Source organism: Agrobacterium sp. 10MFCol1.1, from assembly GCF_000381165.1.
GTDB lineage: Bacteria > Pseudomonadota > Alphaproteobacteria > Rhizobiales > Rhizobiaceae > Agrobacterium > Agrobacterium tumefaciens.
The window spans coordinates 205,994-224,305 of the sequence record NZ_KB906079.1 but is presented as its reverse complement, the minus strand read 5'-3'; the positions used below and the strand labels follow the sequence as shown (position 1 = coordinate 224,305).

The following is an 18,312-nucleotide window of genomic DNA, read 5'->3' as shown; positions in this document are numbered from 1 at the left end:
GACGGATCGCTTACACTTTGTTGAACGTTTTGTGATGAGTGAAGGTACAGGCACGCATAGGCGTCCAGGGAAAATCAGATAAACGGGTTTTATCTGATTTTCCGTTGTTTTTCAGTTCTTTACTTAAAATGTCTTTCTTCGCTACTTTTCGCTGAATGACTTGTTAGCATCAACCTCGACGTGCCGCTTCGATGGTGGCGACGTCGATTTTCTTCATATCCATCATTGCCGCGAAGGCACGTTTGGCCTCGGCGCCGCCGGCGGACATTGCTTCCATCAGCACCCGCGGGGTGATCTGCCAGGAGATGCCCCATCGGTCCTTGCACCAGCCGCAGGCACTTTCTTCTCCGCCGTTGCCGACGATGGCATTCCAGTATCGGTCCGTCTCTTCCTGATCCTCAGTCGAAATCTGGAACGAGAAAGCCTCGGTGTGCTTGAATGTCGGCCCACCGTTGAGGCCGATACAGGAGACGCCTGCCACCGTGAATTCCACCATCAGCACGTCCCCCTCCTTGCCGGAGGGGAAATCGCCCGGCGCCCGATAGACGGAATTGACGGTGCTGTCGGGAAAGGTCTCGGCATAAAATCTGGCTGCGGCCTCGGCATCCCTATCGTACCAGATGCAGATCATGTTCTTCTTCACGGCGTGTTCCTCCCAAAAGAAAGCCCCATTCGGTAAACAATGTCGCCATGCGCCGATCGTTCCGAAAGGAGGCGGGAAGGTGCAATTTTGCAAAGGAATAAAGGTTGTGCGTCATGACGGTGCCGGCGCGATGATCAAACACGACGCGCATGGATATTTAAATCCAGCGCCTCACCCTTCGGCGATAGGCATCATGCCGGGCCCAGCCGCGCCCGTTCTGAAGAATAAATATGAAACAATGTCTCTTTGTAACGTGAAGCGCGTGCTTGACCCAATATGCAGATTTTTGCGGCAGGAAGACGCGTATTGCCCAAATTTCGCCCTTACCATCAACTCGCGTGATCAACGTCAAGATTATCCTTAAATATTATTTAATAATGTAATCATATTGTTGGTGAACGATTTTCAGTAGAAACTGTCCAGCTGCCATCGGAGGATCGCGCGTGAGTTTTCTTGATCGTGGTGCCAATGCTTTCGCGGTTCTTGCCGCGCTCTCCAAATCTCAAGCCATCATCGAATTTGATATGGCCGGAAAGATTCTCGCCGCCAACGAGAATTTCTGTCGTGCGCTCGGTTACGAGCTGGCGGAAATAGTCGGCAGACATCACAGCATGTTCGTTGAACCTGAAGTCGTGTCATCGCAGGACTACAAGGCCTTCTGGTCAAAGCTTTCGGCCGGCCAGTTCGATCAGCGGCAGTACAAGCGCATTGGCAAGGGTGGCAGGGAAGTCTGGATCGAGGCCTCCTATAATCCGGTGTATCGTCGCGGCAAGCCGGTGAAAGTGGTCAAGATCGCCACGGATATTACCGAGCGCAAGCTGAAGGCGGCGGAAGATGCGGGCAAGATCGACGCCCTGTCGCGGGCGCAGGCCATCATCGAGTTCTCTCCTAACGGCGAGGTCCTGACGGCCAACGAGAATTTTCTGGCGGCGCTCGGCTATTCGCTCGCCGAGGTGCAGGGAAGGCATCATTCGATGTTCTGCGAACCCGCCTACACACAGTCCCCGCAATATGCGCAATTCTGGAAAAGGCTTGCCGGCGGCGATCTGGTGGCGGATGAATTCATGCGGCTTGGCAAGGGCGGTCGCAAGGTTTTCATTCAGGCCTCCTATAATCCGATCTTCGATTTGTCCGGCAAGGTGTTCAAGGTCGTCAAATTTGCCACCGACGTGACTGGACGTGTTGAAAATGTCGAAAAGCTCGCGCAGTCCCTGACCAATCTGGCTGACGGTGATCTTTCGCAGAGCATCGACAAACCCTTTATCCCCTCGCTTGAAAGATTGCGGTCCGACTTCAACGCAGCCTCGAAAAAGCTCAAGAAGGCCATGACGCTGGTCTCTGAAAATGCCGGCGCCATTTCTTCGGGGTCAAATGAAATAAGATCCGCGGCCGACGATCTCGCCAGACGTACGGAACAGCAGGCCGCCTCTATCGAGGAGACGGCTGCGGCCCTCGAGGAGATCACCACCACCGTCAATGATTCAAGCCGCCGGGCGGAAGAGGCTGGAAAAATCGTCGGCCGTGCCCGCGACCACGCCGAACATTCAGGTCAGGTTGTGCGCGATGCGATCAGTGCCATGGACCAGATCGAAAAATCGTCGCGTGAGATTTCGAATATTATCGGCGTTATCGACGAGATTGCCTTTCAGACCAATCTGCTTGCGCTGAATGCAGGCGTGGAAGCTGCCCGCGCAGGCGAAGCAGGCAAGGGTTTTGCCGTGGTTGCGCAGGAAGTTCGCGAACTTGCGCAACGCTCGGCGACTGCCGCAAAGGAAATCAAGAGCCTGATCAACGCGTCTGGCACGCAGGTTGAAAACGGCGTTGGCCTTGTTACCAAAGCGGGCTCTGCCTTGCAGGAAATCGCGGAACAGGTGCGCGACATCAACACCAATGTCGTAGCGATCGTCGATGCCGCGCGCGAACAGTCGACCGCGCTCGCCGAGATAAATCAGGCGGTCAACACCGTTGACCAGGGAACGCAGCAGAATGCCGCGATGGTTGAGGAGCAGACGGCTGCCAGCCACAGCCTTGCACGGGAAGCGGCAGCGTTGTTTGAGCTTTTAGGGCAATTCCGGTTCGATGACGCATCGCACTCGACATCGTCGTCGCGGAGCGGCTTCGAGCAGCAGGCTACCTTTGCCACTCCGCGTCGCCCGGCATCCCGCCCGCTTGCGGTGCGCGGTTCCGCTGCAGTCGCCGTCGAACATGAGGATTGGCAGGACTTCTAAGCACACAAGATGGCCTTGCCGACGCGGAAATGCGACCTTTATTCTGGACGCATGGAAGCCTCGGCAAGGCCCAAACCGAAGCTTCCATTGAAGAAGAGCCGTAGGTCTGGGCATATCTTGCAGAATGCCTGATAATCGGCGTATCGGGCGTGGGATTTGCGGGGAGTTTTGCTTGGCGGGGATATCGACACGCTGCGTGAGTCTTGCTCTGTGGTTGCTGGCGCTTGCCAGTGGCACGACCGGGGCCGAGGAGAAGGCCGATGGCAAAGTCTCCTGCACCTACACCCATGATGTCGCGCCGGAATTGTGCATCCGTGTCGAAAGCTACAATAACGACCTGTGTCACGCCATCGAGGTTCTGGCCGGGCGCCACGCCGTTCCGCCGGATTATTTCGCCCGGCTCATCTGGCGGGAAAGCCTGTTCCGGGCCAATGCGGTCAGCCCGAAGGGCGCGGAAGGCATAGCACAGTTCATGCCTGGAACCGCAAAGCTGCGCGGTCTCAAAGACAGCTTCAACATAATCGCCGCACTCGAGGCCTCTTCCCGGTATCTGTCCGAGCTGAATACGCAGTTTGGCAATTTCGGTCTCGCCGCCGCAGCTTATAATGCGGGCGAGGCGGGATTGCGGAATTTTATCGCGACCGGTCGGCTGCCGACGGAAACCCGGGATTATGTGTTTGCGATAACGGGATATCCGGTTGAGAAATGGAAGGACAATCCGCCGGAAAAGGCGGCCCCGGCATTGGATGAGACCCGCTCCTTCATCGATGCCTGTCTGCGTCTGGCCGATACGCGAACGATGAACGATCCTGTCCTCATCTCGTCGGCCGACTGGGCGCCCTGGGGCGTGCAGCTTGCCGCGCATTATAATCCGGCGGTGGCGAACCGGCTTTTTACCCGCGCCATTGGCCAACTATCCGGGCCGCTTAATGCCGAGCGGGCTTTGATCGTGCGGCAGCGAGGCGGCAATTTCGGTTCGCGCCCGCGTTATGCCGCCCGCATCGGCCGCAATACACGCGCCCAGGCCAACGAGCTTTGCGGCGAAATCCGCCAGGCCGGCATTCCCTGCACCGTGTTCCGCAACAGATGAGAACACCTGTATGACCCTGTCGATCATAACAAGTTGATCAGCATCTGGGTCGCACCTCCTTTCAGAGCAAAATTATCGAGCCTAGATTGCAACGCTGACGACGGAACGTGTCGGCTGATGGTATTCTGTGAGGGAAGAAAACTGAAAATGAGATGGCTTGAAACGGGATGTCTGGTCGGCGTGCTGGCCGCCATTTCTGGGTGCGCCACGACCGGGCAGACGGACGCATCGCAAACGGTGGCGAGCCTCGTGGGCCAGCCCCTGGATGCGGCTATCGCCAGACTCGGCCGTCCTAACAAGGTGATCATCGACAAGGGCGCGACGGAATCCTATTGGCTGAAGGTGGATGTTGAGACCTATGCCGGCCTCTCCAACAAGCGGGAAATCCGCACCTTGAACGGGCAGGTGCGGATATCGGAAACGGAAGGCATGAAGATCAAGGAGCATCGCCGCGACTGCATCATCAAGATCACCGCGGATCCCGCTTCCACCATCAAGACCAGCGAAATCATCGGCAATCCGGCCAATTGCGAGAACATTATCAATCGCCCAAACACCTGAGGCGGTCGCATTCGAGACTGTTACATCGCTTCGAACGACCGAACCACCGTAAGAGGTGGATTGTGGGCGATCTCCTAATATGCGACCATTCGTGCCGGAGGATGCGTGCATGGTATCGACGCTGTCGCATATACGAGAGATCGAACGTGTCGGCATGGGCGCGGTCAGCCCCCGTGATACGCCGGTCATCCAGTCCTGGCTGCGCTGCCTCAATGACTACAAGCTCGACCCAACGATCGCGCAGGAAGCCTATATCGTGCCCGAGCTGAAGCTTCGGGAGCATCGCGAGCAGGCCGAGGAGCTCATCCGTATCGGCCGCTCCGGTCTCGAAGCCCTGTTCAACCAGATTGCCGAGCAGAATTACGTCCTGTTGCTGTCGGATGCCCGCGGCGTTACCGTCGATTTCATGGGCGACCCGACCTTCGACAACCAGTTGCGGAGGGCGGGGCTTTACCTTGGCTCGGAATGGTCGGAAAACCGGGCCGGCACCTGCGCTGTTGGCGCCTGCCTCGTTTCCGGCGAGCCGGTGATCATCCATCAGGATGACCATTTCGATACCAGCCATATCGGGCTGACCTGCACTGCGGCGCCCGTCTTCGATACGCTCGGCGATCTCACCGCCGTGCTCGACATTTCCCAGCTGCGCTCGCCGACGGCCAAGGCCAGCCAGCAACTGGCGCTGCATCTCGTTGCCTCCACCGCGCGGCGCATCGAGCTTGCCAATCTCATGACCCGCACCCGCAATGACTGGGTGTTGCGTCTTGCCCGTTCACCTGAGTTTCTTGACGTCGATCCGGATGCGGCGATCGCCCTTGATGGCAGCGGACGTATCACCGGCATGACCCATGGTGGCTTCGGGGCGCTGGCGCGCTCCATGAACATGCACGGCCTTGCCACCCGCGATTTTCTCGGCCAGCCGATTTCCTCGGTCTTCGATATCGATGTGGACGACCTGCCGCGCTTTATGCGCGGGCGGCCGAATGGCGAGCGGCTTTTGCGCGCCCGCAACGGTCTGGTGCTTTTTGCCAGCGCGATCGCGCCCGCCGTCAGCATTCGCGCTCCTGTCACGCCTGAGCCACGCTTGCCGCGAGCGCTGAGGGACATGAGCAACGGCGATCCGGCGATGGAAAAGGTGCAGGCACGGGCAGCAAAGCTTGCCGCCCGCGATATTCCCATCCTCATTCAGGGTGAGACGGGCAGCGGCAAGGAATATCTGGCACGGGCGATCCATGACAGCTGCAACAGCGACGGTAATTTCGTTGCCGTCAATTGTGCGGCAATCCCGGAGCATCTGATCGAATCCGAATTGTTCGGTTACACACCCGGTGCCTTCACCGGCGCCAGCCAGAAGGGCAAGCGCGGTCTCATCGAGGAGGCAAGTGGCGGCACTTTGTTCCTGGATGAGATTGGCGACATGCCGCTCTCTCTTCAAAGCCGCCTGTTGCGCGTGCTTTCGGAAAACGAGGTGCAGCCGGTTGGCGCATTGAAAGCCAAGCCGGTGCGTCTGAGAGTACTGTCCGCATCGCACCGCGATCTTGCCGAGCTGGTGAAGGAAGGCCGTTTCCGGCAGGACCTCTATTATCGCCTGAACGCCGCAACGGTGACGCTGCCGGCGCTGCGGGAGCGCGAGGATCTCGGCTGGCTGATCGATCAGTTTCTCCGCCGCATCGAGAAGGAAAACGGCGAGACCTACAGGATCGATAAGGCGGCACGGGCAATTCTGCTTGACCATGACTGGCCGGGCAATCTGCGCGAACTCTTCAATGCACTGCGGGTTGCAGCCGCGCTTTCCGATGGCGGCAAGATCGATCCGGGTAGCCTGCCTGAACACCTCTTTGCCGAAGTCGCCACCGATGATGCTTTGCGCGATGACGACGATCTGCGCCGGGCGCTGAAGGACTGCGGCAACAACGTCTCGGCGCTGGCGCGAAGCCTCGGCGTCAACCGCTCCACCATTCACCGCCGTCTCAAACGCCTGAATTGACTGCGTCCGAACCGGTGCGACCATTGCAACACCTGTTGCACGGAACCTGTTGCATTCTGCCGGCGAGCCTAAGAGCTGAATTTGTAACCAATTGAAAATACGTCAAGATATGGCGCAAGCCATTCTGGCATGCCGCTTGCTGATCCTTCTGTGCAAGAACTACAGGAGGAAATGCAATGAAGGCACTGCGCTTTCACGCCGCCAAGGACCTACGCATCGAGGATGTGGATACGCCACCCGAGCCCGGTCCGGGTGAGGTGCTCGTCGAAAACAAGTTCTGCGGCATCTGCGGTACGGACCTGCACGAATATGCCTATGGCCCGATCTTCGTGCCGAAGGAGCCGCATCCTTTCACCGGCGCGCACGGGCCGCAAATTCTCGGTCATGAATTCGGCGGTGTCGTCAAGGCCGTAGGCGAGGGCGTTAGCCATGTAAAGCCCGGCGACCGGGTATCGATCCAGCCGCTCATCATGCCGCGTCATGGCGACTATTATGCTGATCGCGGTCTTTATCACCTGAGCACAAATCTCGCTCTCGCCGGTCTGTCCTGGCATTCCGGCGGCATGGCGCAGGCCGCTCTTCTCAACGACTATAACGTCCAGCCGATACCCGATGCGCTTTCCGATCAGGAAGCGGCCCTCATCGAGCCGACGGCAGTCGCGGTTTATGCCTGCGACCGTGGCGGTGTCACGGCCGGCAGCAGCGTGCTTGTGACCGGTGCCGGGCCGATCGGCATTCTCGTCGCCATGGCGGCCAGGGCGGCCGGTGCCTCGCAGATATTTCTTTCCGATCTCAACGACACGCGTCTGGCGCTGGCGCGGGCGGCGCTTGGCGAGGTGCGCACGATCAATCCCAAGACGGAAAAGGTGGGCGATGTCATCCGTGCCGAGACCGAAGGCAATGTTGGCTGCGATGTCGCCATCGAATGCGTCGGCAATGAACATGCGCTGAAGAACTGCGCCGATGCCGTGCGCAAGCAGGGCGTTGTGGTGCAGACCGGCCTCCACCCCGGCGAAAACCCGCTGAACTGGTTCGACGTGACCTTCAAGGACATCGATATCCGCGGCTCCTGGGCCTATCCGACTCACTACTGGCCGCGTGTTGCCCGGCTGATCGCCAGCGGCCAGATCCCGGCGAGCCGGATCGTTACCAAAAACGTCTCACTCAGCGAGGCGGTCACGGAAGGGTTCGACCAGCTGCTCGACCCGGCCGGCAAGCATCTGAAGATCCTGATCGACCTGTCGCGATAGGCCGATTTGAAGTGCGGGGCGGTTGAGGAGCCGTCCCGTTTCCACATTGAGCAGGAGGAGGAATACATGCTCGACAAGACCCCCACCACGCGCCTTCAGGCGCTTCTCGATACGTTCGGGGCAGCACTCGAAGCTGGCCGCATCGATGATGCCGTTAATCTGTTTGCCGAGGATTGCTACTGGCGCGACCTCGTTGCCTTTACCTGGAACATCAAGACCGTTGAAGGTCGCGATCAGGTGCGCGACATGCTGCAGGCGCAGCTTTCGACTGCCAGACCCACAAACTGGCGCATCGCTACCGGCGAGGAGGCGACGGAGGCGGATGGTGTGCTTGAAAGCTGGATCACCTTCGAGACGGCGACAGGGCGCGGCTACGGCCTCGTGCGCTTCAGGAACGGGCAGATATGGACGCTGCTGACGGCGCTTTCCGAACTGAAGGGCCATGAGGAAAAATCGGGCTTCACCCGCCCGCTCGGCGCAAGGCACGGCCAGAACCTTGGTGCCAAAACCTGGATGGAGGAGCGCGAGGAGGAAGCGCGCACGCTCGGTTATGACAAGCAGCCCTATACCGTCATCATCGGCGGTGGACAGGGCGGCATCGCGCTCGGCGCCCGGTTGCGCCAGCTCGGCGTGCCGACGATCATACTCGAAAAGAACGAGCGGCCGGGTGACAGCTGGCGCAAGCGCTACAAGTCGCTCTGCCTGCATGACCCGGTCTGGTACGACCATCTGCCTTACATCGATTTTCCGAAGAACTGGCCGGTCTTTGCCCCCAAGGACAAGATCGGTGACTGGCTCGAATTCTACACCAAGGTGATGGAACTGAACTACTGGACCCGCTCCACTGCCAAATCCGCCAAGTGGGACGAGGCGGCGAAGGAATGGTCGATCGTCGTCGATCGCGATGGCGAGGAAGTCGTGCTCCGGCCAAAGCAACTGGTCTTTGCCACCGGCATGTCCGGCAAGGCTAATATTCCGGATTTCAAGGGGCGCGAGCGCTTCAACGGCGATCAGCACCATTCCTCGCAGCATCCGGGGCCGGATGGGTACAAGGGAAAGAAGGTCGCCGTGATCGGTTCCAACAATTCGGCCCATGATATCTGCGCCGCACTCCACGAAGCGGGTGTCGATGTGACCATGATCCAGCGCTCGACGACCCATATCGTCAAATCCGATACGCTGATGGATATAGGGCTCGGTGCGCTCTATTCCGAACAGGCCCTGGCGAATGGGGTGACGACGGCGAAGGCCGATCTCATCTTCGCGTCGCTGCCCTACCGGATCATGCATGAGTTCCAGATCCCGCTTTACGACAAGATGAGGGAGCGCGACGCTGATTTTTACGCCGCACTGGAAAAAGCCGGGTTCCAGCTAGACTGGGGTGCGGATGGCTCGGGCCTCTTCATGAAGTACCTGCGGCGCGGCTCCGGTTATTATATTGATATCGGCGCCTCGCAGCTGATCATCGATGGCAAGGTGAAGCTTGCCGCCGGTCAGGTGGACGAGATCACCGAAAATTCGATCAAGCTCGCTGACGGCAAGGAGATCCCTGCTGACGTCATTGTCTATGCGACGGGATATGGTTCGATGAATGGCTGGGTCGCCGATCTCATCGATCAGGAAACGGCAGACAGGGTCGGCAAGGTCTGGGGTCTCGGTTCGGATACGCCGAAAGACCCGGGGCCGTGGGAAGGCGAGCAGCGCAACATGTGGAAGCCGACGCAGCAGGAGGCGCTGTGGTTCCACGGCGGCAACCTGCACCAGTCGCGGCATTATTCGCAATATCTCGCCTTGCAGTTGAAGGCGCGCATGGAGGGGCTCCCTACACCTGTCTATGCATTGCAACCGGTTCACCACACACGCTGACCACGGGTATTTCGATCGATAAAGGTAATGCAGAAAGGGGGCGGAACATTCCGCCCCTTTTCTGAATCCAATGCGGGCAATGCCAAACGGACGCCGCCCGGTTTCTGTGGATCACGGCAACCGCTGTTGTTAGTGTGAGCCTCTGCGCATATGTTGGAAAACTCAATATCGATTTCCGGCCAAAGCGGACAGAAGAACAATGACCTCCCAGTTGGATTTTTTTGCTTCCGCGACGGTGCGGCTTCCTCAGGCTGAGCGCGGGCGAAAAGCGGGTGGTCGTGAAACGATGCAGAAATCGGTTCCTGATGATGAGGCCTTGGTCGGATATCTCGAATCCACAGGCAATTACCGCGTCCTGCGCAAGTTGCAGCCGCGCGCGATATGCGAGCAGCCGCGACCGGGGTTTCCACGTCAGGGCGTGATCCTCGACACCGAGACCACGGGCCTCAACCACCGAACTGACGAGATCATCGAAATCGGCGTCATTACCTTCACATTCGACGATCAGGGCACGATCGGCGATGTCACCGGGGTCTATGGCGGTCTGCGACAGCCGGGCACTTCCATTCCGGAAGAAATCACGCGCCTGACGGGTATCACCGATGAAATGGTTGCCGGACAGACGATAGACATCGACCGGCTGACCTCCCTGGTTGAAGGTGCTGATCTGATCATTGCCCACAATGCCGGCTTCGATCGTCCGTTTTGCGAGGCCTTCTCGCCGATCTTCCGCAATAAGGCCTGGGCCTGCTCCGTCTCTGAGGTTGACTGGAGTGGTCGGGGTTTTGAGGGCAGCAAGCTCGCCTACCTCATCGGGCAATCCGGCTATTTTCATGACGGCCATCGAGCAGTCGACGATTGTTTTGCTCTGCTGGAGGTGCTGGAACAGGTACGCGCCGGCCAAAGCGGGACGCCCTTCATGGAACTCCATGAAGCCAGCCAGCACTCCCGGGTTCGCATTTACGCGGAGAACAGCCCGTTCGACATGAAGGATCATCTGAAAAAGCGGGGCTATCGCTGGTCTGATGGTTCCGATGGCCGGCCCAAATCCTGGTGGGTGGAACTGGCGGAGGAAAAGCTCGAGGAAGAGCTGCATTTCCTCCGAACCGAAATTTACCGCTGGGACGCCGATCCCACGGTCAAGTATCTGACGGCATTCGATCGGTTCAAAGCCGGTTAGAGAGAAACCGCGACGGCCATACCGTCAAGTTTGCACAGCTCTGCGTTTTTTTTGATGTTTGTCGATTTTCTTGCTCAAAATTTGAGCGAGTACGCGCGAGCTTTTTCGCGGCATTTTGATTTTAAAACAATATCTGTTCTGGCACGGGCCTTGCTTTCAGTCTTGTATGCAAGATTTACATACCAAGCAGGACCGTCAGATAAACATCGAAGAAGCCATCGTTTCCGGCATTCTTTCGGCGCGCATCCGGCCGGGCACGCGGCTCAGCGAAAATCAGCTGGCTGGACTCTTCTCCGTTTCACGTACGCGGGTACGGGAGGCGATGATGCGGCTGGAAACACGTGGCATCGTCCATGTCAGCGCGCGGCGAGGGTGGTTCGTCGTCGAGCCCTCCGCCGAGGAGGCGATGACCATCTATGAGGCGCGGCGGATTATCGAATCCGGATTGCTTCGCAGCATGCGGATGCTGTCGGAGGAGGGGCGCAAGGTCCTCGTCGCGCATCTTGAGGAAGAGAAAGTCGCAATAGCCGCAGGTGACCGCCAGCGCCTTACCTGCCTCATGGGCGATTTTCATATCCGCATCGCCGAGCTTTGCGGCAATGCCGTGCTCATCGAGCTGCTACGCGATCTGACCGCCCGGACAATTCTGATCTCCATGCTCTACCAGTCGGAGTTTCATGCCCTCCAGTCCCATGAGGGGCATTGCCGTATCTTCGACGCGATGGCTGCGGGCGATTTCGTGAGGGCGGCGGAGCTTTCCATCGAGCATCTGGACGAGGTGGAAACCGGCCTCGACCTCACTCGACGCCCCGATCCTCTCGCCGGCCTTCGCCGGTCGCTCGCCCTACCGGAAATGAATGGCGGCGATCCGGATAAAATTCACATGCAACACAATCAACACAAGGAGAATGACATATGATCTTCAGACGGACCCTCATCGCTGCCGCCGCCATGGCTGCCGCCTTTGGTTTTTCCGCGCCCGCCAAGGCGGATGCCCTTGCCGACATCACCGCACGCGGCACGCTGCGTGTGGCCGTACCGCAGGATTTCCCGCCCTTCGGCAGCGTTGCTGCTGATATGACCCCGCAGGGTTATGACATCGACATGGCCAAGATGATCGCCGACAAGCTGGGCGTGAAGGTGGAACTCGTCCCGGTCACCAGTGCCAACCGTGTTCCCTATCTCCAGACCAACAAGGTCGATCTCGTTATCTCCAGCCTCGGCAAGAATCCAGATCGTGAAAAAGTTATTGATTTCTCGGATGCTTACGCGCCTTTCTTCAACGGCGTTTTCGGCCCGGCCGACGTCGCGATCTCCAAGGCCGAAGATCTTAAGGGCAAGACCATCGCCGTCACGCGCGGTGCCGTCGAGGACCTGGAACTGACGAAGGTCGCGCCTTCGGACGCCACCATCAAGCGTTACGAGGACAATAACGGCACCATCTCGGCCTTCCTTTCGGGCCAGGTGGAAGTTGTCGCGACCGGCAACGTGGTTGCAGCCGCCATCCTCGCCAAGAACCCGCCGAAGCGTCCGGAATTGAAGTTCCTCATCAAGAACTCTCCCTGCTACATCGGCCTCAACAAGAACGAGCCGGCCTTACTGGAAAAGGTCAACGCCACCGTAGCTGCAGCCAAGGCCGACGGCTCGCTGAATGCGATCGCCACCAAGTGGCTTGGCCAGGATCTGCCGAAAGATCTTTGATCATCGTTTGCCATGGTCATCCCGGATCCGCCGGGATGACGCCTTTCTCCACCGGCGCAAGGGGACTGTTTCTTGAGCTATCAATTTGATTTCCTGTGGCTTGGCGAATATTGGCCACAAATTGCCAAAGGCATCGCCATTACCAGCCAACTCACGCTGGTCGGCGGCGTGGTCGGCGTTTCACTTGGCATCGCCTGCGCCTGGGCCCGGGCGCTCGGACCTTCATGGTTGAAGCCCATCGTCGGCACCTATGTGGAGCTCATCCGCAATACGCCTTTTCTGATCCAGTTGTTTTTCATCTTCTTTGGCCTGCCTTCACTTGGTTTCAAGCTTACAGAGCTGACCGCGGCCAATCTGGCGATGATCGTCAATCTGGGCGCCTATAGTTGCGAGATCATCCGCGCCGGTATTCAGGCGACGCCGAAGGGCCAGTTCGAGGCGGGCGCGAGCCTTGCCATGACGCGCTTCGAAACGTTTCGCCATGTGGTGCTCACACCTTCGCTGCAACGCATCTGGCCGGCGCTTTCCTCGCAAGTGGTGATCGTCATGCTCGGCTCGGCCGTCGTCTCGCAGATTGCGGTGGAAGACCTGACCTTTGCGGCGAACTTCATCCAGTCGCGCACGTTCCGCGCCTTCGAAGCCTACATCCTGTCAACTGTCATCTACCTGCTGCTCGCCATCTTGTTGCGGCAGGGCATGCTGGCGCTCGGCAGCTTTCTTTTCCCGAGGAGGGCGGCACGATGACTGAATTCACCTTTTGGGACATTCTGCGCAACCTGCTGCTCTCCACCCGCTGGACGCTGTTGCTATCGCTCGTTTCCTTCATCGGCGGCGGTATGGTGGGCATCGTGCTTCTGTGGTTGCGCATCAGCCCGCGCCGGGCTTTGAACCGCGCTGCCCGCATCTATATCGAAGTCTTTCAGGGCACCCCGCTGCTAATGCAGCTTTTCATCGCTTTTTTCGGCCTCGGTCTCCTCGGGGTTGATGTTCCGGCCTGGCTTGCGGCTGGCGTGGCGCTTATCCTCTGGACCGCTGCCTTCCTTGCGGAAATCTGGCGTGGCTGCGTTGAGGCGATTGCGAAGGGCCAGTGGGAGGCGTCCGCCAGCCTTGCCATGGGCCGCCTGCAACAGATGCGTTACGTCATCCTGCCGCAGGCGCTCAAGATCGCCATTCCGCCAACGGTCGGTTTTTCCGTGCAGGTCGTCAAGGGCACAGCACTCACCTCCATCATCGGTTTCGTTGAACTGTCCAAGGCCGGCACGATCGTCACCAATGCCACCTTCCAGCCCTTCACCGTCTATGGGCTGGTTGCTCTCATCTATTTCGCCCTCTGCTGGCCGCTGTCGAAATCCAGCCAGTTCCTAGAAAGGAAGCTCAATGTCGCTCATCGAAATCACTGAAGTCCACAAGAGCTTTGGCGACAATGAGGTGCTGAAGGGCATAAATCTGGATGTCGAACCCGGCGAGGTGATCGCCATCATCGGCAAAAGCGGCTCTGGAAAATCGACGCTGCTTCGCTGCATCAACGGACTGGAGACGATCAGCGCCGGCTCGATCCAAGTGGCAGGTGCGCAGTTGCTGGACGATGAGCTGCATCTGAAGGCATTGCGGCTGAAGGTCGGCATGATCTTCCAGCAATTCAACCTCTTTCCGCATCTGACGGCCGGCGGCAATGTCATGCTTTCGCAGATGGTGGTGAAAAAGGTCACCAAGCCGGAGGCCGAGGTGACGGCGCGCAGGATGCTGGAGCGTGTCGGGCTGGCGCACAAGTTCGATGCCTATCCGGATGAACTGTCCGGCGGCCAGCAGCAGCGCGTGGCGATTGCCCGCGCCCTTGCCATGCAGCCTATCGCCCTTCTCTGTGACGAGATTACCTCGGCGCTCGACCCCGAACTCGTGTCTGAGGTGCTGGCCGTCGTGCGCGAACTGGCAAAGGAAGGCATGACCCTGTTGATGGTGACGCATGAAATGAAGTTTGCTCGCGACGTCTGCTCGCGCGTCGTCTTCATGCATCAGGGCCGTGTGCACGAGATCGGGCCGCCGGAAGATGTTTTTGCCAATCCCCAGACGCCGGAACTCAAGCAGTTCCTTGGCATGATCTAAGCACAGTACCGACGCACGCGACCGGAGCGGTGCGTGCGTCGGCAGTAGCCTTTGTGTTGTGTTTGCCAAGAAAATGTCCGCTATTCCAGTGGTGTCAGCCAGTTCGTTTCGATGGCACTCTTTTCCCGATTTCATGTTTCGCTGTCGGTCGCTCAGATCGCATACAATTTCCGCACCAAATCGAAAACAATCGATGTAAATTTGAGCAGGCCGGTGACGGGACCGGTGGACACATCGAAATTCCCTTTTTATATCAATGGCAAAGCCGATTGGCACGGCTCCTGCATGACAAAGACGTCGCAGGAGAGTGTTCATGAGCAAAGCCGCAGCAATCGACATCGCTTCCGTTTCCAAGATTTATGGCAACACCACCGCGGTGCATGCCATAAGCCTCAAGATACCGGCAGGAAGTTACTGCTGCCTGCTCGGTCCTTCGGGCTGCGGCAAGACCTCGACACTGCGAATGATCGCCGGCCACGAAAGCATTTCAAGCGGCGATGTCAGGCTTGGTAATGTGGTCGTCACCGATCTGCCGCCCGCCAAACGCGGCACGGCAATGATGTTCCAGTCCTATGCGCTGTTTCCGCATCTCGATCTCGTCGACAACGTTGCCTTCAGCCTCAAGATGAAGGGGGTGGACAAGGAAGCGCGCCGCGCCAAGGCGCTGGAGATGCTGCGGCTGATGCAGCTCGAACCCTATGCCACCCGGCGCCCGGCCCAGCTTTCCGGCGGGCAGCAGCAGCGTGTGGCGTTGGCTCGCGCGCTTATCACCGACCCCGAGGCGTTGCTGTTGGATGAGCCGCTTTCGGCACTCGATCCTTTCCTCAAGATCCGTATGCGGGCCGAGCTGAAGAAGCTGCAAACCTCGCTCGGCATCACCTTTGTTCACGTCACACACAGTCAGGAAGAGGCAATGGCGCTGGCCGACGTTATCGTCGTCATGAATGATGGCCGCATCGAGCAGGCAGCGACGCCGCGCGAGCTGTTTGAGCGCCCGGCCACCGCTTTCGTCGCCCGCTTCATGGGCGATCACAATGTCATTTCCGGCCGGTTCAAGGAAAAGAACGGCGATCTCGTCACGCTGGAGGTTGCAGGCGGCGGCACCTTCACGGCAGGCGGCGTTGCCCCGGATGACGGCGCGGTCGATATCGCCGTTCGTACCGACCGTGTGCGCGTCGGCGAGGCAGATCAACCCGGTTTCGGTTTTACCGGCATCGTCTCGAATGTCGAATATCGCGGTGCAAGCGTGAAGATCGCCGTGACCGGCGCGGGCATTGAGGATTTCAACGCCATCCTCAGCGACGTCGCCTTCTTCGAAAAGCCGGTAAAGACCGGCGACGCCATACCGCTTTCATGGAATGCGGCCGATGCCATCGTGCTCGGCCGGGTAGAGAAGTGACCCCAAAAATAACCAGAGGAGAACTTTGAAATGACCGACAACTCCAACAGCAACAAGGGCCTGTCCCGCCGCGGCCTTCTAAAGGCAGGTGCTGCCGCAACAGGCGCGGCCATCGGCTCCGGCCTTGTCACCGGTTTCCCGACCATATGGGCGCAGAACCCGATCACGATCCGCCAGTTCGGCACGGGTGTTTCGAACCTCAATGCGATTGCCGAAAAGTGCAAGGCTGATCTCGGTATCACGCTGGAGATGACGGCGACGGATTCGGATGCGGCCGCGCAGCGCGCCGTGACCCAGCCGAACTCCTACGATATCGCCGATATCGAATACTGGATCCTGAAGAAGGTCTACCCGGCGGGTGTCATTCAGCCGATGGAAATCAAGAAGCTGAAATATTACGACAAGATCGTTCCGCTGTTCAAAAACGGCAAGCTGACGCCCGATAGCGTCGTGGCCCAGGGTACCGCCCCGCACACGGTCGGTTTCGTCGAAAAGCCCGGCGACAAGAAGTTTGCGAAAAGCGAAACCGATTATTTCACCATGGTTCCGACCATCTACAATGCCGATACGCTCGGCATTCGCCCCGATCTCGTCGGCCGCGATATCACCAGCTGGGCCGATATCATGGACCCCAAGTTCAAGGGCAAGGCCTCTATCCTCAACATCCCCTCCATCGGCATCATGGATGCGGCGATGATCATGGAAGCCATGGGCAACATCAAATATGCCGACAAGGGCAACATGACGAAGGAGGAGATCGACAAGACCATCGACTTCCTCATCAAGGCCAAGAAGGACGGGCAGTTCCGCGCTTTCTGGAAGAGCTTCGATGAAAGCGTCAACCTCATGGCGTCGGGTGAAGTCGTGATCCAGTCCATGTGGTCGCCCGCCGTCGCCGCCGTTCGCTCGAAGGGCATCGCCTGCAAATACCAGCCGCTCAAGGAAGGCTATCGCTCGTGGGGCGGCGGCCTTGGCCTTGCCAAGCACCTCTCCGGCGCCAAGCTGGATGCGGCTTACGAGTATATCAACTGGTACACGTCCGGCTGGGTCGGCGCCTACCTCAACCGTCAGGGCTATTACTCCGCCGCCATGGATACGGCGAAGGAACATATGTCGGCCGACGAGTGGGGTTACTGGGTCGAAGGCAAGCCCGCGCAGGGCGATATCATCGCGCCTGATGGCAAGGTCATGGAAAAGGCCGGTGCAGTGCGCGACGGCGGTTCGTTCCAGGAGCGCATGGGCAAGGTCGCCTGCTGGAACTCCGTCATGGACGAGGACCGCTACATGGTTCGTCGCTGGAACGAGTTCATCGCGGCCTGATCTTCTCGCCTTTCGCAGACATGAGGCCGCGCCGACGCGGCCTCTCTTTCACAGGCAGCCAGCAGGAGAAAAGCCTTGGTGACAGTCAGATTCATCGGCGTGAGCGAAAAAAAGGACAAGCCGTCCCGCAGCTTCGCCCTGCCACAGAAGCTTGTGTCCTATATTCAGGCCACACCGCTTTTCCTGATCCTCGGCTTTTTCCTGCTTTTACCGATCGTCATGATCGCCGTCGTCAGTTTCTGGGATTATGATTTTGCCCAGATGTATCCGGGTTTCGTGACCTTCAACTATACCGAGACGCTTGGTTCCTGGGTCACGTGGCAAACCTATATCAACACGCTGAAATTCGCCGCCATCGTCTGGGCGATCACGCTGTTCTGCGGTTTTTGGGTCGCTTATTTCCTCGCTTTTCATATCCGCACCACCACCATGCAGATGGTTCTGTTCCTCGTCTGCACTGTGCCTTTCCTGACGTCGAACATCATCCGCATGATTTCCTGGATTCCCGTTCTCGGGCGCAACGGGCTGGTCAACAGCGCGCTGGTCAGCGCCGGCATCGTACCTGCGCCAATCGAATGGCTGCTCTATTCGGATTTTGCCGTGGTGCTGGCCATGGTGCATCTTTATACGCTGTTCATGGTCACACCCATCTTCAACACGCTGATGCGCATCGACAAATCGCTGATCGAAGCGGCGCGCGATGCCGGGGCGACTGGCTGGCAGACCCTCTGGAACGTTATCATTCCGCTTGCCAAACCCGGTATGGCGATCGGCAGCATCTTTGTCGTGACGCTTGTCATGGCCGATTTCTCCACGGTTCAGGTGATGTCCGGCGGGCAGAGCGCGTCGGTGGCACTGATGATGAAGAACCAGATGTCGCTGCTGCAATATCCCGCGGCGGCCGCAAATGCCGTTATCCTGCTCATCCTCGTTCTTCTGATGGTCGCGGGCATCCTGCGCATCGTCGATATCCGCAAGGAGCTGTGA

At 58.7% G+C, this 18,312-nt stretch carries 17 protein-coding genes; 15 read left to right on the top strand and 2 right to left on the bottom strand.

Annotated features, from left to right (window positions below):
• Positions 1-169 precede the first annotated feature (169 nt).
• Both F617_RS0119615 and F617_RS27220 read right to left on the bottom strand, forming a co-directional pair.
• A complete protein-coding gene (locus F617_RS0119615; RefSeq protein ID WP_026330970.1) occupies positions 170-643 on the bottom strand; it encodes a VOC family protein in 474 nt (157 codons plus the stop codon).
• Positions 609-794: a hypothetical protein gene (locus F617_RS27220; RefSeq protein ID WP_019566439.1), complete on the bottom strand. Its 186-nt coding sequence runs from the start codon at positions 792-794 to the stop codon at positions 609-611. The genes F617_RS0119615 and F617_RS27220 overlap by 35 nt, the downstream gene beginning before the upstream one ends.
• A 292-nt stretch (positions 795-1,086) precedes the next feature.
• On the opposite strand from F617_RS27220, the gene F617_RS0119610 reads away from it, so the two are divergent.
• From F617_RS0119610 to F617_RS0119540, 15 genes are all read left to right on the top strand, one after another.
• Positions 1,087-2,871: a PAS domain-containing methyl-accepting chemotaxis protein gene (locus F617_RS0119610; protein ID WP_003517811.1), complete on the top strand. Its 1,785-nt coding sequence runs from the start codon at positions 1,087-1,089 to the stop codon at positions 2,869-2,871.
• A 196-nt stretch (positions 2,872-3,067) separates the two neighbouring features.
• The gene (locus tag F617_RS0119605; RefSeq protein WP_026330969.1) at positions 3,068-3,961 is read left to right on the top strand and encodes a lytic transglycosylase domain-containing protein; all 894 of its coding nucleotides are present in this window, start codon (positions 3,068-3,070) and stop codon (positions 3,959-3,961) included.
• Between the two features lie 147 nt (positions 3,962-4,108).
• Positions 4,109-4,522 (top strand): hypothetical protein, encoded by a 414-nt coding sequence (locus tag F617_RS0119600; protein ID WP_019566437.1) that lies wholly within the window; start codon positions 4,109-4,111, stop codon positions 4,520-4,522.
• A 109-nt stretch (positions 4,523-4,631) separates the two neighbouring features.
• Positions 4,632-6,506 (top strand): sigma-54-dependent Fis family transcriptional regulator, encoded by a 1,875-nt coding sequence (locus F617_RS0119595; RefSeq protein ID WP_019566436.1) that lies wholly within the window; start codon positions 4,632-4,634, stop codon positions 6,504-6,506.
• Between the two features lie 176 nt (positions 6,507-6,682).
• Positions 6,683-7,756 (top strand): 2,3-butanediol dehydrogenase, encoded by a 1,074-nt coding sequence (locus F617_RS0119590; RefSeq protein WP_019566435.1) that lies wholly within the window; start codon positions 6,683-6,685, stop codon positions 7,754-7,756.
• Positions 7,757-7,822: 66 nt separating this feature from the next.
• The gene (locus F617_RS0119585; RefSeq protein ID WP_003517801.1) at positions 7,823-9,622 is read left to right on the top strand and encodes an NAD(P)/FAD-dependent oxidoreductase; all 1,800 of its coding nucleotides are present in this window, start codon (positions 7,823-7,825) and stop codon (positions 9,620-9,622) included.
• Between the two features lie 199 nt (positions 9,623-9,821).
• Positions 9,822-10,802: a 3'-5' exonuclease gene (locus F617_RS0119580; RefSeq protein ID WP_019566434.1), complete on the top strand. Its 981-nt coding sequence runs from the start codon at positions 9,822-9,824 to the stop codon at positions 10,800-10,802.
• Positions 10,803-10,968: 166 nt separating this feature from the next.
• Positions 10,969-11,721: a GntR family transcriptional regulator gene (locus F617_RS0119575; RefSeq protein ID WP_003517798.1), complete on the top strand. Its 753-nt coding sequence runs from the start codon at positions 10,969-10,971 to the stop codon at positions 11,719-11,721.
• Complete coding sequence (locus F617_RS0119570) at positions 11,718-12,503, top strand: transporter substrate-binding domain-containing protein (RefSeq protein WP_019566433.1); 786 nt, start codon at positions 11,718-11,720, stop codon at positions 12,501-12,503. Before F617_RS0119575 ends, F617_RS0119570 begins: the two co-directional genes overlap by 4 nt.
• Positions 12,504-12,575: 72 nt before the next feature.
• On the top strand, positions 12,576-13,247 hold the full coding sequence (locus F617_RS0119565; protein ID WP_003517793.1) for an amino acid ABC transporter permease: 672 nt from the start codon (positions 12,576-12,578) through the stop codon (positions 13,245-13,247).
• Complete coding sequence (locus F617_RS0119560) at positions 13,244-13,903, top strand: amino acid ABC transporter permease (RefSeq protein ID WP_019566432.1); 660 nt, start codon at positions 13,244-13,246, stop codon at positions 13,901-13,903. The genes F617_RS0119565 and F617_RS0119560 overlap by 4 nt, the downstream gene beginning before the upstream one ends.
• Positions 13,881-14,606, top strand: a complete 726-nt coding sequence (locus tag F617_RS0119555; protein WP_019566431.1) for an amino acid ABC transporter ATP-binding protein — start codon at positions 13,881-13,883, stop codon at positions 14,604-14,606. The genes F617_RS0119560 and F617_RS0119555 overlap by 23 nt, the downstream gene beginning before the upstream one ends.
• Positions 14,607-14,919: 313 nt before the next feature.
• A complete protein-coding gene (locus F617_RS0119550; RefSeq protein WP_019566430.1) occupies positions 14,920-16,005 on the top strand; it encodes an ABC transporter ATP-binding protein in 1,086 nt (361 codons plus the stop codon).
• 30 nt (positions 16,006-16,035) lie between these two features.
• Positions 16,036-17,325 (top strand): PotD/PotF family extracellular solute-binding protein, encoded by a 1,290-nt coding sequence (locus tag F617_RS0119545; RefSeq protein WP_003517786.1) that lies wholly within the window; start codon positions 16,036-16,038, stop codon positions 17,323-17,325.
• Positions 17,326-17,400: 75 nt separating this feature from the next.
• The gene (locus F617_RS0119540; RefSeq protein WP_019566429.1) at positions 17,401-18,312 is read left to right on the top strand and encodes an ABC transporter permease; all 912 of its coding nucleotides are present in this window, start codon (positions 17,401-17,403) and stop codon (positions 18,310-18,312) included.